This window comes from Croceivirga radicis (assembly GCF_002072105.2).
In the GTDB taxonomy this organism is placed as follows: domain Bacteria; phylum Bacteroidota; class Bacteroidia; order Flavobacteriales; family Flavobacteriaceae; genus Croceivirga; species Croceivirga radicis.
Genome location: NZ_MTBC01000003.1, coordinates 66,887 through 82,527, shown reverse-complemented (window position 1 = coordinate 82,527; position 15,641 = coordinate 66,887). Strand labels below are relative to the sequence as shown.

Below are 15,641 nucleotides of genomic sequence, written 5' to 3'. Positions count from 1 at the left end.
AGACTAGATGAGAATGAGAAACCCCGCGGGAAATTGCTTTCCGCGGGGTTTTTATTTTAGGAGAAGTTAACCTTGAATTTAATTCAATAGTTCCGCAACTTTTTCTTCTAAGGCAGGTCCACGTAGGTTTTTAGCAACAATTACCCCATTTTCATCAACCAAGAAAGCAGCTGGTATGGCATTTATATTATAAGCTTTTGCTATAGGATCTTGAAAGCGTTGTAAGTTAGATACATGGTTCCATGCCAAGCCATCGTCTTCAATGGCCTGTAACCACATTTCTTTCTTTTGGTCCAAGGAAACACCTACTACATTAAAACCCTTGTCCTTGTATTTGTTGTAAACCGCTACAATGTTAGGATTCTCCATACGACAAGGCCTGCACCAACCCGCCCAAAAGTCTATAAGGGTAAGTTTGCCTTTTACTTGATTAAAAGCTAGCTCACCACCATCTGGGGTTGGGCCACTAAAGTTGGGTGCCTTAGAACCAATGGCCGTGGTTTTTTCAATTTCTAATTGTTTGCCAATTCGTTTTCCAGGTCTTGTTGCCTTTATTGCTGGGGTTAAAGCGTTGTACATTTCTTCTATTTCAGAAACAGGGAGCGCTTTTGTATTTAACAGTTTATCCAAAATTAATGCACTGATCAACCCATTTGGGTTCGCCTTAACAAAATCTAGCTCAAAAGTTTTGGCTTTTTCCTGTAGCTCCATGTATTCTTCGCGTAACGATTTTATAATCGCCGTATCCCTAGCGGCATTCGCTTTTTTGAATTCTTCGTTCATGGACTGGCTCATTTCGCCCATTTTTCTAGACTCGTCCATGTATTTCATGAAAATCTCATTTTGTTCGGTGCCACTAACATCGGCATAACCCAAACTATCTTTTTGTGCTTCAAAAGAAATGGACCCATTTTCTAATACTATTGGGGTGTTTCCTCTTAACCCATCAAAGAATAGGTAATACATTTGTGGGCTGTCTGCCGTACCTGTAAAAGTAAAAGTGCCATTTTCTACGGTAGTCGTATCAATTTCAACTAGCCCCCTCATTAAAGAGTCCGTAGTTTTTAGAAATACTTGTGTTCCATTTTTCACCTCTCCAGTAAGTGTACCGCTTATTGTGTAACCTTCGGGTTTGGTAGAACAGGAAAATACTAAAAGTCCTAAGGAAAAAATAGATAGGATTTTTTTCATGTGTATATTTAATTTTGGCTAAAGGTACACAAACCACTGCATAAAAAAAGTGCCCCTAAAGGCACTTTCTATTTTTAACGTAATTTTTAAAATCTAAAATTGGTAACGTAAGCCCAATGCTATATCAAATAAAAAATCGTTATCAAATTCGTTAAAACCTACCAATCCTATCTCTGGTCTTATATCCAATGAAATTAGTAGGGGAATATCAAAATCATATTCAATACCTAGGTTACCAGCAGCAAATACAAATAAGCCGTCATCACGGTCTCTATCTGGTATTGGCTCGTAATCAGAATTTCCAAGTCCGCCACCTACACCATAATACCAATTAAAACCGCCATCTATGTTGTGTACCCATTGGTAAACACCGGCCAATTTAAAAGCATCATACTCACGGCTATCTCGCCAACCAAGGTTAAATTCTGCCCTATTGGTACGTCCAATAGATTTTTGATAGGAAATTTCGGCACCAAAGCCATCGCTATCTCCCAAACGCAACCCTAGTGTGTGTTCAGAAATACTCTGCGCGCTAACTGCTGTTGTTGCAATTGCAAACAACGCAAAGAAAAATGTGGTAATTCTCATAGGTTTCTCTTTAAGTTTAAAATATAAAATAGCTTTACCTTAGCTATTCGTTTAAAACAAGTCTAACGGACCAAAAATTGTTCCAATTTGGATAAAATTATCTTAAAAAAAATTGCTGACGCCTTTGAGGGTGATTTTCAGTATGATGCTCTTATTAGAACTTTATATGCCACGGATGCATCTGTGTACAGAAAACTGCCAAAAGCGGTAGCTTTTCCTAAAAATGATAATGATTTAAAAAAACTGTTACAGTTTGCAAAAGATAATAAAATAGGATTAATACCTAGAACCGCAGGTACTTCTTTAGCGGGGCAATGTGTTGGTGACGGTATTGTAGTAGATACATCTAGATATTTTAATCAAATACTTAGCGTAGACGAGAAAAAGAAACAAGTTACGTTACAACCAGGCGTGGTTAGAGATGAATTAAACCTGTACTTAAAACCAATGGGCCTCTTTTTTGGCCCTAATACATCTACATCTAACCGCTGTATGATAGGAGGTATGGTAGGTAATAATTCTAGCGGAACAACCTCCATTCAGTATGGTGTGACTAGGGATAAGGTGGTAAAATTAAAAACCATTTTGTCTGATGGCAGTGAGGCTGTTTTTAAAGAATTGGATAAGGAGGAGTTTTTGTTGAAAACCCAAGAAAACACACTAGAAGGGGCAATTTATTCCAATTTATATGGAGAGCTAAGCAATGAGGATACCCAAAAAGAAATAAAAAGGGAATTTCCTAATCCTAAAATTCATAGAAGAAGCACGGGTTATGCGGTAGATGAGCTATTGGACAACCAGGTGTTTGGGCATGGGAACTCCAAAATTAATCTTGCCAAATTATTAGTGGGTAGTGAGGGCACATTGGCTTTTACAACGGAAATAACGGTACAATTAGACGATTTACCCCCAACTTTTGCAGCCATGGTTTGCACCCACTACAAAAGTCTTGAGGCTTGTTTATCTGATGTAGTCCCTGTAATGAACCATAGTTTGCATTTATGCGAAATGATGGACAAGGTTATCTTGGATTGTACAAAAAACAACCGTCAGCAGTTGGCCAATCGATTTTTTGTTGAAGGGGATCCAGAAGCCATATTAATGCTAGAACTAAGGGCGCACAACAAAGAAGCATTAGATAAGCAAATAGCAGAGCTGCAAGAAACTATTACGGCATCGGGTTTAAGTTATGCCCAACCCGTGTTATATGGTGTAGATATTCAAAAAGCTATAGAGCTTAGAAAGGCGGGCTTGGGCCTTTTAGGGAATATGGTGGGTGATAAAAAAGCGGTGGCTTGTATAGAAGATACCGCAGTTGCCTTAGAAGATTTGAAAGCATTTATTTTAGAGTTTTCCCAAATAATGGCAAACTATGACCAAAGAGCCGTTTACTATGCACATGCAGGGGCAGGAGAGTTACATCTGAGGCCTATATTGGATTTGAAACAGTCTAAAGATGTAAAACTATTTAGGCAAATTACCACAGATGTTGCCCATTTAACCAAAAAATATAATGGTAGTTTTAGTGGGGAACATGGAGACGGAATAGTACGAGCAGAGTTTATTCCTTTAATGATAGGTCAAAAGAATTATGAATTATTACGAAGGGTAAAATCTTTTTTTGACCCTAATGGTATATTGAATCCAGGTAAAATTGTTGATGCCTATCCTATGGATCAGTCTTTGCGCTACCAAGTAGACCGCAAAGAACCAACTATAGAAACCTTTATGGATTTTTCTGATAGTCAAGGCATTTTAAGGGCGGCAGAAAAATGCAATGGCAGTGGTGATTGTAGAAAAACAGAAAAGATGAAAGGTGCCATGTGCCCCAGTTTCCATGCTACCAAGCAAGAAAAAGACACTACAAGGGGTAGGGCTAACGTTTTGCGAGAATTTTTAACACAATCCCAAAAGCCAAATAAATTTGACCACAAGGAACTTAAAGCGGTTTTTGACCTGTGTTTAAGCTGTAAGGCTTGTTCTAGTGAATGCCCCAGTAATGTGGATATTGCAACATTAAAGTCAGAATTTCAGTTTCAATACCAAGAGACCAACGGTTATACGCTACGTTCTAAATTATTTGCCCACAATACAAAAATAAACGCGGTTAACAGTAAGGTTTCAGGAATTGTAAATGCGGTTTATAAATCGCCACTTGGTACTTTTATTAAATCGGTTACTGGGGTGGCCCAAGAACGTCAGCTACCGCCAGTGTATCGTTTTAATTTTGATGCTTTCTTAACCAAACAAACCCAAAACCCTAATGGAAAAAAAGTGGTTTTGTTTATAGACGAGTTTACCAAATACTTAGATGTTAATGTTGGTAAAGATGCTATTGTTTTGCTAACTAAGCTAGGTTACCAAGTACAGCTGTTTTATGGTGATAGCGGACGAACATATTTATCTAAAGGATTTCTAAAGCAGGCAAAGAATTTGGCAGAGAAAAACACCAAAATTTTAATGCCTATGGTTGCCAATAATATACCCATACTTGGTATTGAGCCATCATCAATACTTTCATTTAGAGACGAATACAAGCGCTTGGTTGAAGATAAAGATGAGGTTGTAAAATTATCCAATAGCAGTTTTATTATAGAAGAGTTTTTGTCTCAAGAGTTACAAAACGGAAGTTTGTCGTCAGATGTGTTTACCAAGGAAAAGCGTACGGTTAAAATGCATGGTCATTGTCATCAAAAATCACTTTCTAACCAGAAGGTAACTTTTGATATTTTGAACCTACCAGAGAACTATTCCGTAACCATTATATCATCTGGTTGTTGTGGAATGGCTGGATCTTTTGGGTATGAGAAAGAACATTACCAGATAAGTATGCAGGTAGGAGAGCTTAAGTTGTTCCCGGCTGTAAGAAAGTCATCTTCTGAAACTATAATTGCAGCCAATGGCACCAGTTGTAGGCATCAAATTAAAGATGGCACGGGTAGAGAGGCCCTACATCCCATCACTATCCTTAAAGAAGCCTTGGTTATCTAACAAATCATCATCACCATCTTTAGGGTTGGTTGGATTTTCTGGGTAGTTGTATCCGTTTTCTTCGGCTTGCTCGGTTATAGATGCTATAAGTTCGTTCATATCCATTTCCTTAAGGTCTTCATCTACAAAGAAAGGAGATAACTTATCATGGCTATAATGGTATATTCGCCAACGTTTAAAGGAGTATTCCAAGGCAGTTAAATTTTCTATCCAATCCCCAGAGTTTAAATAGGTGGTACTACCTTGTTTGGTTTCAATAATCTCTTTTTTAGGTTGGTGTATATGTCCGCAGATAACATAATCATAGTCATTTTCTATGGCTAACTCTGCAGCGGTCTTTTCAAAATTATTGATGTATTTTACCGCGCCTTTAACACTGTTTTTTATTTTTTTTGAGAGTGAGTATTTTTCTCTTCCAATTTTAATTAGGCACCAATTTACAAAGCTGTTCATCAAGATCAGCAAGTCATACCCCCAACCACCTAATTTAGCCAACCATTTTGCTTTTTGAATAGAGATATCAAAAACATCGCCGTGAAAAATCCAAGCTTTTTTACCGTCTAAATTCAAAACCATTTTGTTTACGATATTAAAGTTCCCCATAGCTGTTGGGGCAAACTTTCGTAACATTTCATCATGATTGCCGGTAATGTAATAGACCTCTGTACCTTTAGAAGCCATTCCTATTATTTTTCTTAGAACTTTTAAATGTGCCGATGGAAAATACCGTTTTTTAAACTGCCAGATGTCTATAATATCACCATTTAGAATAAGTTTTTTGGGCTTAATGCTATTTAAATAGGTTATGAGTTCATCTGCGTGGCAGCCGTATGTTCCTAAATGAACATCAGAAATTACGGCTATTTCTATCTTCCTCTTTTTCAAAGTGTAAAAGTTTACTTGCAAATTAAACGTGTAGGAATAAACTTAATATTACTTTAAAATGAAGTATATATGAGAATTCTGTTAAATTAATGTCATGACTGGTATTTATATGTTGCCAAATCTTTAAGTGCTGTTTCCCTTTTTTAAAAGAGTGATAAAAATTACCTTTACCGCTTAATTTTTAGACAATGGCCGGAAATTCTTTTGGAACCTTATTCAGAATAACAACATTTGGAGAATCCCATGGCAGAGCCCTTGGTGGAATTATAGATGGTTGCCCTGCTGGTATTGTATTGGATGAAAAAGCCATACAAGAGGAATTAAACCGAAGAAAACCCGGGCAATCTGCAATTGTAACGCAGCGTAAGGAACCAGATACGGTAGAAATATATTCTGGTGTGTTCGAAGGTAAAACTACCGGTACACCTATTGGTTTTGCTATCCATAACACCAATCAAAAGTCTAAAGATTACTCCCACATTAAAGACTCATACCGCCCTAGTCATGCAGATTATGTGTATGACCATAAATATGGTTTTAGGGATTATCGTGGTGGCGGGCGTTCTTCGGCTAGGGAAACAGCGAGCAGAGTTGTTGCAGGCGCTGTTGCCAAGCAATTTTTGAAGGATATAAAAGTAACTGCTTACGTTAGTCAGGTTGGGCGTTTAAAATTGGAAACACCTTATCAGCAATTAGATTTCTCTGAAATTGAGAAAAATCCAGTTCGTTGTCCGGACCCTACAATGGCAAGCCAAATGGAAGAATACATTAAATCCATCAAAAAAGAAGGGGATACCATTGGTGGGGTTATAACTTGCGTTATTCAAAACGTACCAATTGGACTAGGTGAACCTGTTTTTGATAAACTCCATGCAGAATTGGGTAAAGCTATGCTGTCCATAAATGCGGTAAAGGGCTTTGAATATGGTAGCGGCTTTGAAGGAGTAACCCAAAAAGGAAGTGAACATAACGACCAGTATAATACGGATGGTACCACTAAAACCAACAAAAGTGGTGGTATACAAGGTGGTATTAGTAATGGTATGGATATTTACTTTTCTGTGGCTTTTAAACCCGTTGCCACGGTGCTTCAAGGGTACGATACTATAGACAAAGAGGGTAACAAGGTTGCTGCCCAAGGCAAAGGCAGGCATGATCCATGTGTAGTGCCTAGGGCGGTGCCCATTGTAGAAGCAATGGCGGCATTGGTATTGGCAGATTACACTTTGTTGGCAAAAGGCAATAAAATCTAAACCGCATTATTTGGGGCATTTTGGGCAAATTGGTATCTTCCAAGCCAAAACCAACTTTATATGCGTAAACTGGAACTTCACTGGCAGATTCTTATAGGAATGTTGCTGGGTATTGTTTTTGGATTTGTAATGACCAAAGTTCCTACGGGAAAAGACATTGTGTCTGACTGGATACAGCCTTTAGGGGCAATTTTTGTAAAGCTACTCAAGCTCATCGCTATTCCGCTTATTATCGCCTCTTTGGTAAAGGGGATTTCCGATTTAAAAGATATTTCTAAGTTTAGAAATATTGGTTTAAGAACAATTGGTATTTATATTTTAACTACGGTTGTTGCCATTACCATTGGTTTGGTGTTGGTGAACATGCTGAATCCTGGTTCCGGTATTTCTGAAGAAACGGTTGCTAAACTAACCGAAACCTATGCCAATGATGCTGGGGTCACCTCTAAATTAGAGGAGGCTTCCAGACAAAAAGATAGCGGTCCGTTGCAGTTTTTGGTAGATATGGTGCCAGATAACGCAATTAATGCCTTAGGGAATAATAGTGCTATGCTTCAAGTTATTTTCTTTACTATTTTTCTTGGAATTTCTATGTTATTGATTGGTGAGGAAAAAGCAAGGCCCTTAAAAGACTTTTTTGATTCTTTAAATGATGTAGTCTTAAAAATGGTAGACTTGATCATGTTAACGGCGCCTTATGCCGTGTTTTCACTTTTGGCCGCTGTTGTGGTTTCGTCCAGTGATCCAGATTTGTTATTGGCACTTTTAAAATATGCCGGTGTAGTTGTGGGTGGCTTGTTTTTAATGATTGTATTTTATGCCATTTTGGTGGGAACCATCACTAAAAAAAATCCTTTCTGGTTTTTACAGCAAATGAGTCCAGCTCAATTACTTGCATTTTCTACCAGTTCTAGTGCTGCAACCTTACCAGTTACTATGGAAAGGGTAGAGGAGCATATTGGGGTAGATAAAGAGGTGTCTAGTTTTGTTTTGCCGGTTGGTGCTACCATAAATATGGATGGTACAAGTTTATACCAGGGTGTAGCGGCTGTTTTTATAGCTCAGGCATTAGGGTTTGAGTTGACTTTGGCCAATCAATTAACTATTGTGCTAACGGCCTTACTAGCCTCTATTGGTTCAGCAGCAGTTCCTGGGGCGGGTATGGTAATGTTGGTAATTGTTCTTGAGGCTATTGGTTTTCCTTCAGACAAATTAGCAATTGGTTTGGCCTTAATATTTGCTGTAGATAGGCCTTTAGATATGTGTAGAACGGTTGTTAACGTTACAGGAGATGCAACTGTTTCTATGCTTGTAGCTAAATCTGTTGGTAAGCTAGGAGAGCCCGATGTAAAAGAATGGGACGATAATTATGAGGACGTGAAATAATAGTTTAGTTCTAGATAAAATAAATAATATCAGTAGGACCAAGGTTTTGCTGATATTTTTTTGCCTAATGTTTTTTAGAATGAAAGACTTTATACATTTGGCGATTAATAAAGCATACTTAAGATGAGTGCAGCAGAATTACACGCATTACGCAATGACTACCCTAATGTATTCGATATAGACTCCAATTTAGACCGATTGGTACGAAAAATTGAGTTGTTGAGCTATGTAAATCCCGCTAACATAGAAAAAGAGAAGCAACGTTTTTTTAGTTCAAAATATACCGAGGAGCCCCAATTTAAGTATCCTAAGTTAAAATTCGATGCCTACAAGTTGCAACGCTTGTTCTTTTCACAACGTTTAGAACGTATTAAGGACGAAGAAATACAGAAAATGTATCGAGATATTGTGTATTACTATGCCAATATGATACAGTGTATAGAAACAATAGGGAAAGGGCAATCTTTCTATTACAACTCGCTACGCTTGTATGGTACCCCTAGGGAAAGAGATGTTCAAAACGCACGGTATATTTTACACTTTCAGGATGAAGCGCCGCGAGAAGACATGATTTCTAGCTATTCTGCCTTGGAGGCAAAGGCTTATTTTGAAGCGTTCATGTCTCAATACCAGTTTCCATTGCATATCAAATTCAGTAATCAGATTGCTGCAGAGGCCATGGTACGGAATCGGGATAAAAGTTTACTGCTAAAGAGAAATGCAAAGTTTAGCAAGAACAGAATGGAAACTTTGGCCAACCATGAAATTGGCGTGCATTTGGTTACTACTTTTAATGGCAACGAGCAACCGCTGCGCATTTTTGCCAACGGTTTGCCAAAAAATGTAGAAACACAGGAGGGGATGGCGGTTTTGAGTGAATATATGAGCGGAGCTCTTACTCTGGAGCGATTAAAAATATTGGCTTATAGAGTTTTAGCTAGTGATAGTTTAATTAAAGGTTGCAGTTTTGCAGATACCTTTGATTTGATACATGGGCAATATAAATTGGACAGGGAAGCTGCGTTTAACATTACACTGCGGGCACACCGTGGAGGTGGATTTACCAAAGACCGATTGTATTTAAGTGGATTAAGCAAAATGTACAAACGGTATAAAAAGCAGCAAAGTTTTGATGTATTTTTAACCGGAAAGGTAGCACAAGAGTTCGAGGACAAAATAGTATACTTGCAAAAATTAGGCTTAGCAAAACCAATCACGCATCAAAGCCATTCTTTTGATGCCAACAGAAATACAAATTCCACTTTAGACTTTATCCTAAACAATTTAAAATAAGCCATTTTAAGCTTCCCTTATTTGTTTTTGTTGTCTACGGCTTCCTCGGCATCTTTAAAATCAATATCATCGTCTAAAACGCCTTTATAAGCCTTTATCCAAGCATTTTTAAAAATATTGGTTACCGTAGGCCATATTTTAGCCCCAGCATTATTTAAATTGCCCTCTATGGGAACTTTGGTGGCAAGCGTATTATGTTTTTGATTTTTAAATAAAAATTTAAAAAACCCTACAAATCCTTCCCATAGGCTATTAAGAAAACCATCTTCTTTGCCCAATAACTTGGCATTGGTTAAAATTGGTTTTATGCTACCTTTTAAGTAGCCGTCTGCTATAGCTATTTCGCCAAAAACCTCGAAGGTACCTTTGTTAAAATCAATACCAGCGTAGTGGTTGGTGAAATCATTGAGAGCAGTAGCATTGGCGTTGGTGAGTTCAAAAGCAATATCCATATCCGGTATTTGCTTCACAAGATTTAAACGCCCGTCTAGTTCTAAATTACCATCGCCAATAGATGTGGCGGTGGCATGGACCTCGGAAGGCAGGTTTCGTTCTTTTTGAACCACATTACGCAAGTTGTAGGCAACTAAATCAATGTTTTTTAAATGTAAATCTATATTCGGGTCGGCCTGTAACTCAATAAATGCCGCAGTTCCGTCTACGAGTTGCAAACGGTTAATATCAATCGGTACAATATCTGTAAGTGCTTTGGTCCAATCCTCTACTTCGGGGTCAACTCCTTTAGCTTGTTGGTCTTCAAATACATAGATAAACTCAGGCTGGTAGAGTGTAAGTTCGCTCACCACTTCCCCATTAAACAAGGCATTCCATTCAATGGAGATATCGGATTTTTTGATGGAAAGAAAAGGAACTTGTGATGTAGCGGCTACTTTGTTCAACTTTAAATCGTGTATTACGTAGGCGCCACGGTAAAGCGCAATATCTATAGCTGCTACATGCCCATGATAACCGGGAATCTCAGACAGTACCTTATTTACGTAGTCTTTAACAATGTAGGGTAGTGCCAATCTAAAAGTTAAAAGGACAAGGATAATCGTTAACGGTATCCAAGTCCTTTTTCTTTTAAACCAACTCTTTTTATGCTTTTTTTTAGTGGAATTCATATTGCAAGTAAGGCCAATTATCTTGCTAAGTTTAATCCAATCACACTAAAAACGAACTCAATTGAATTGCTTATTTTTTAATTTAGGTGATGATGTTTATTAATTTGAAATACAATATTTTATTTATTTTGTTTAACGTGTTAAAATTGCGCATTTTATGGATTTATAGCGATATGAATTTCCCTTTTGGATACTTAATCCTAAAACTAAATTCGTTGGTTGTGGTGGCTTTGGCCTCTATGAAATTGTTCCAGCTTAAAATTCCCTTTTTAGCATCGTATGATGCATCCCCAGTAACTATATCATCTACCTTAATATCTCTATTCTCAGATAAGGGAATACGGTCCATTACTTTTAGATTGATGGGTATATTTTTGTTGTTTTTTATAGTGATTCTATATCTTCTATCTACCAATCTGGTTCCGCCAGAAAAGGATTTGGATTTAAAGTTGCGTTCTTGATTACGTTCTATTTGAATGTTGTGGTCTATCCCTAATGAAACCGTCATTTCTTTTTTGGTTAGATAGGGGTCTATCACTGTTTTTCCTTCGTATCGACCATCAAAATAGATGTTAGCTTCGCCAGGTAAAAGATTAAATTGTTCCCAATCTGTAAAAGAAGCCGTTAAAAATACATTGGTATCAATTACAGGAATCGCCAAATACTGATAGGTAGCTTTTAACTGGTAAAGGTTGATGTCTACTGAGGTTATTTCCATATTACTTTTAATCGTATACGATTTTGGAATGCGGAAAACGGTATTTTTTCCATCGGTTTGGGTACTACTTTTATGCGTGTTGATGATGATAACACCGTCTGCGGCTCTAGAGCCATACAAATCGGTAGCATTTTCATTTCTTAAGGTTTCTATAGAAGCAATTTCACTGGCATCTAAATCTCCTTCGGTAAAGCCTTCTACCGGAATTCCGTCAATAATATACAATGGTTCGGGCGTTTGTATTTTTTGTGGCATGGAGCCAGCTCCTCTTATTTGTACGCTGGATGCCCTACCACTAACACCGTAACCCATAACAACTACCTCGTCTAACGCTTGTATATCTTCTTCTAGTTGCAAATTCATGATAGAGGAATAGATGGGTAGGTCAACAGGCTTAAATCCAATATAGGAAAAGGATAAGCTACGACCATTAGGGATATCTAAGGTGTATTTCCCATCAAAATCAGTTTGGGTACCTTGGTTGGTGCCTTCTATTACTATAGCTACTCCCGGTAGCGGTTCTCCTTCTGGGTCTGTAATAGTGCCAAACACTCGTTTTACCATAGGATTGTAGCTGTAGCCGTTTTTTTTAGTGGCAGAATTATACTTTTTGGTATAAGAACTAGAAAAGTTTAAATATTTGGTTTCCAATTTTGGTTTACTAATGTTGCTGCTGGGTTTATTGGTAGCTAAAGTTATTTCTACATTCTCCCAATCTTCTGCGGTATTTTGGTATACATGTGCTTTATATATCAATTGTAAGGGTTTATCTATCCCTGTAGAACGAATGTCATATGTGGGTACCCAACCAGCTTTTTCTACCTGATAAGAAATACTAAGATTGGTAGTTAACGTAATAGGCGAGTCTAGGATAAGTTTAATTTCGCCTACTGCTTTTTTAGGACTTCCTTGTAATTTAACCAGCTCATTAGTATACAGTTGAATGCTGTCTTTTAATTTATTTGTTTTAATGGAATTCGAATAGATTTCATTATAAATTGCCTGCGTTCTTTCCCGGTAATAGGCGCTTATTTCTTTTAAACGATTAAGGTCTAAATTCTCATTGTCACCAGATATACGTCTGTTCAATTCAATTAGTTTTACCTCTTTTTGTAAACCTTGACTTGCGTTTTCTAGATAAGCTTGTTCCTGTTTAAATTGTTCAAGTTTATTGGAAAGTGAAGCTATTTGTGGACTTTTTGTTGCCGTATCTAAATAATTGATTTCATATTTCATACTTCGTATAGCAGCTTGTTTAAGACCAGCAATTTGTAGGGTGTTTTCATCCAAATCCGCGGATACGCCTTTAATGCTAATCGCATTAGCACCTTTTTTTAAGGTACATTTAACGTTACGATGTACTTGGGCACCACTCAGGTAAATGGTTACGGAGTCAATATTTGATTGTAATTCGTGTTCTTGAGAAAATAGAACAATTGGTATAAGAAGTAGGAATAAGCATAGTTTTTTCATGATTGGTAATTTAAAAGTTGCTTAAACCTAATGGTGGTAAATGGCTTTTAAAACCAAAAATGAGTAAGGTGGTGGTTAATAGTGAGGGAAAACTGGGTTTGGATGAGTTAATCTAAAAATCGGGATTGTAACTCAGGTGTTGGAATCATACAGGCATCCTTTTTACCAAACCATTTATATCTATTCTTAGCGATAAAATCGTATACGATATCTCTAAAACCTTCCGGAAGTACTGTAAATAGGCGAGTTAGGTTCCAAATACCTCCAAAAGATTTCATAATCTCCAAAGCAGCTGTAGATTTGCTGTAATAGGCAATGCCCGGCTCTATTAGGATGATGGAATCTAGTAATTCGGTATCTATTCCACGCTCTTTTGTTAGTTGTTTACCAATTTCGCTTTGAAGCGAAGCGAATTTAAATACAGAACGTTTATCCCGTTTAATGATAAATTGCACCGCGCCATTGCATAAGTTGCAGACGCCGTCAAAAAGAATAATTTTTTTTGCTTCCATCTGCTTATTTTTTTCGTTCTACCAACTCCAATTGGTCTACACTTACATTGGTGGTAAATAGGCCGTAATTTACCACGGCTTTGCCTTTTTCTAAAGTATCTATGGTACCCACGGCTTTACCATCTTGCATACGCACGCGGTCTCCTAGTTTTAGGATTGCTTTTGGCTTGGCCTTTTCTTGCTTAACCGCCTTTGCTTTTTGTTCTTTTTTCTCTTCACGAACCTTCACAATTTTTTGCTCTAGTTCGTTAGCGGTTTGTTTTTTAATTGCCTTTTTTGCTTTGGCCTCTTTTGCGGTCGCTTTTTTACGCTTGCTGTTTTCTGTTTCCACTATACGGAGCATTTCAGATATGAGCGCACGTTTCTTTTTATCATGAAAATAACGCTCTGCAGCATCGTTAAGCTTGTTACCTAGATAAATCATACGCTGATTATGATCGTACAATTCTTGGTAGTTTTCTAGCTTATTCTTGATTTTTGCATTTAGTTTTTCTAGTCGTTCTGCTTCTTCCTTGGCTTTTGCTTCTTTATCCTGCAAACGGGATTCCGTTTTAGACATTTTAGAACGTTCTTTCTGTAATTTGGAAATGGTGGCGTCAAAGCGCACCTTACCCCGGTCAATTTTCTTTTTCGCTTTATTAATTAGACTGTATGGAATGCCATTTTTTTGGGCTACCTCAAAGGTAAAGGAGCTTCCCGCTTCGCCCATTATCAATTTGAAAGTGGGTTCTAAGGTTTTATTGTCAAATTGCATATTGGCATTGGTCATATGCGGCAATTCATTGGCCAATAGCTTTAAATTGGCATAATGGGTTGTAATTACCCCAAATGCCTCTCTTTCATAAAACACCTCTAAAAACGATTCTGCCAAAGCACCGCCTAATTCTGGATCAGACCCGGTTCCAAACTCATCTATTAAAAAAAGCGTGTTTTTATTGCATTGCCTTAAAAAGTAGTTCATATTCTTAAGACGGTAACTATACGTGCTCAAGTGGTTTTCTATGGACTGGTTATCGCCAATATCCGTTAAAACCTTATCAAAAAAGCACATAGAGCTACGCTCATGCACCGGTACCAGAAAACCAGATTGGAGCATAACTTGCAACAAGCCAATGGTTTTAAGGGTAATACTTTTACCGCCAGCGTTGGGTCCAGAAATTACAATGATTCTGTTTTCTTGTTGCAATTCAATAGTTTGTGGCCACGTTTTTTCCTTTTTTAACTTGTTGTTCAGCAACAATAAAGGGTGAAAAGCTTCTCTTAAAAAAAGTGTTCTTGCTGTATTTATATTTGGCAGTACAGCATCCATTTCCGCAGCATATTTTGCTTTAGCAGCAGTAATATCTATATGCGTTAGAATCTTTTGGTATAAGGCTAAAATTTCGGTTTCTGGTCGTATGCTATTGGTAAGTTCCAATAATATTTTACGGATTTCCTCTTTCTCTTCGTATTCTAAATTGGAAAGTTCCGTGCTAAACTGTAAGGTAGCTTCTGGTACAATATAGACGATACTTCCCGTTTTGGAACTACCCATAACCGTACCCTTCACTTTTTTACGATGCATGGCCTTTACCGCCAATACACGACGGTTTTCTACGATAGACTCTTTTATATCGTCCAAAAATTCAGATGAATTGTATCTGGACAAGGCAGCTCCAAAACTTGAATTTATTTTTGCGCGAACAGTATTGATATCCATTCTTATACGCTTTAAGTCTAGCGAGGCAGTATCCTTGATTTCGCCAAAACGGTCTATAATCCCTGCAATAGCATTGGGTATAAATGTGTTTTCCTCAATAGGATCAATGTATGCGTGTAGTAAGGGATAGTATTCCTTGAACTTTTTAAAAAATTTCTTGTGCAACCCAATGGTATTGCACAAGTGGGATATTCTTCTAAATCCAGAAAGTTCTAGAACTGTATTCTCTATTCTCAGCAGTTGTAGTTCTTTATCTATACTATCAAAACCGTGATTTGGAATCCTATTTTCATTAGTAAACGAAGCTAAATATTCAGAGGTTTGCCCTAAATAGTCCAAGAGCTGTTTCTTGTCCTCAATTATGCCCACCGTTTTGGCAGCTTCTTTTCCTTTTTCGGTATTGCATCTTGCTGCCAATTGCTGTAGAACCGTAGGAAATTCTAAATCTTGTAGTGTCTTTTGGTGTACGCCTTGCATATTCTTTTTCTAGCGGGGCAAAGATACGCTATTTGGCACTTTTACCCCACA

The 15,641-nt window shown here is 37.6% G+C and carries 11 protein-coding genes; 4 read left to right on the top strand and 7 right to left on the bottom strand.

Annotated features, from left to right (window positions below; translation table 11 throughout):
- Positions 1-78: 78 nt before the first annotated feature.
- Entirely contained in the window at positions 79-1,191 is a 1,113-nt protein-coding gene (locus tag BUL40_RS05320; protein WP_080318380.1) for a TlpA disulfide reductase family protein, read from the bottom strand.
- Positions 1,192-1,284: 93 nt separating this feature from the next.
- Positions 1,285-1,779: a hypothetical protein gene (locus BUL40_RS05315; RefSeq protein ID WP_010516681.1), complete on the bottom strand. Its 495-nt coding sequence runs from the start codon at positions 1,777-1,779 to the stop codon at positions 1,285-1,287.
- A gap of 87 nt (positions 1,780-1,866) precedes the next feature.
- Between BUL40_RS05315 and BUL40_RS05310 the strand changes: the two genes are divergently transcribed.
- A complete protein-coding gene (locus BUL40_RS05310) occupies positions 1,867-4,770 on the top strand; it encodes an FAD-binding and (Fe-S)-binding domain-containing protein (RefSeq protein ID WP_080318379.1) in 2,904 nt (967 codons plus the stop codon).
- Here the strand turns inward: BUL40_RS05310 and BUL40_RS05305 are convergent.
- Positions 4,729-5,655, bottom strand: a complete 927-nt coding sequence (locus tag BUL40_RS05305; protein WP_080318378.1) for a UDP-2,3-diacylglucosamine diphosphatase — start codon at positions 5,653-5,655, stop codon at positions 4,729-4,731. The two genes, BUL40_RS05310 and BUL40_RS05305, sit on opposite strands and share 42 nt — an antisense overlap.
- Before the next feature lie 188 nt (positions 5,656-5,843).
- Between BUL40_RS05305 and aroC the strand changes: the two genes are divergently transcribed.
- From aroC to BUL40_RS05290, 3 genes are all read left to right on the top strand, one after another.
- Positions 5,844-6,908, top strand: a complete 1,065-nt coding sequence (aroC, locus tag BUL40_RS05300) for a chorismate synthase (protein WP_080318377.1) — start codon at positions 5,844-5,846, stop codon at positions 6,906-6,908.
- A 60-nt stretch (positions 6,909-6,968) separates the two neighbouring features.
- Complete coding sequence (locus BUL40_RS05295) at positions 6,969-8,294, top strand: dicarboxylate/amino acid:cation symporter (RefSeq protein WP_080318376.1); 1,326 nt, start codon at positions 6,969-6,971, stop codon at positions 8,292-8,294.
- A 123-nt stretch (positions 8,295-8,417) separates the two neighbouring features.
- The gene (locus tag BUL40_RS05290; protein ID WP_080318375.1) at positions 8,418-9,587 is read left to right on the top strand and encodes a flavohemoglobin expression-modulating QEGLA motif protein; all 1,170 of its coding nucleotides are present in this window, start codon (positions 8,418-8,420) and stop codon (positions 9,585-9,587) included.
- Positions 9,588-9,604: 17 nt separating this feature from the next.
- Here the strand turns inward: BUL40_RS05290 and BUL40_RS05285 are convergent, their stop codons facing one another.
- From BUL40_RS05285 to BUL40_RS05270, 4 genes are all read right to left on the bottom strand, one after another.
- Positions 9,605-10,711, bottom strand: a complete 1,107-nt coding sequence (locus BUL40_RS05285; protein ID WP_080318374.1) for a DUF748 domain-containing protein — start codon at positions 10,709-10,711, stop codon at positions 9,605-9,607.
- A gap of 163 nt (positions 10,712-10,874) precedes the next feature.
- On the bottom strand, positions 10,875-12,902 hold the full coding sequence (locus BUL40_RS05280) for a mucoidy inhibitor MuiA family protein (protein WP_080318373.1): 2,028 nt from the start codon (positions 12,900-12,902) through the stop codon (positions 10,875-10,877).
- A gap of 107 nt (positions 12,903-13,009) precedes the next feature.
- Positions 13,010-13,414: a thiol-disulfide oxidoreductase DCC family protein gene (locus BUL40_RS05275; protein WP_080318372.1), complete on the bottom strand. Its 405-nt coding sequence runs from the start codon at positions 13,412-13,414 to the stop codon at positions 13,010-13,012.
- Between the two features lie 4 nt (positions 13,415-13,418).
- Complete coding sequence (locus BUL40_RS05270; RefSeq protein WP_080318371.1) at positions 13,419-15,590, bottom strand: endonuclease MutS2; 2,172 nt, start codon at positions 15,588-15,590, stop codon at positions 13,419-13,421.
- Between the last annotated feature and the right edge of the window lie 51 nt (positions 15,591-15,641).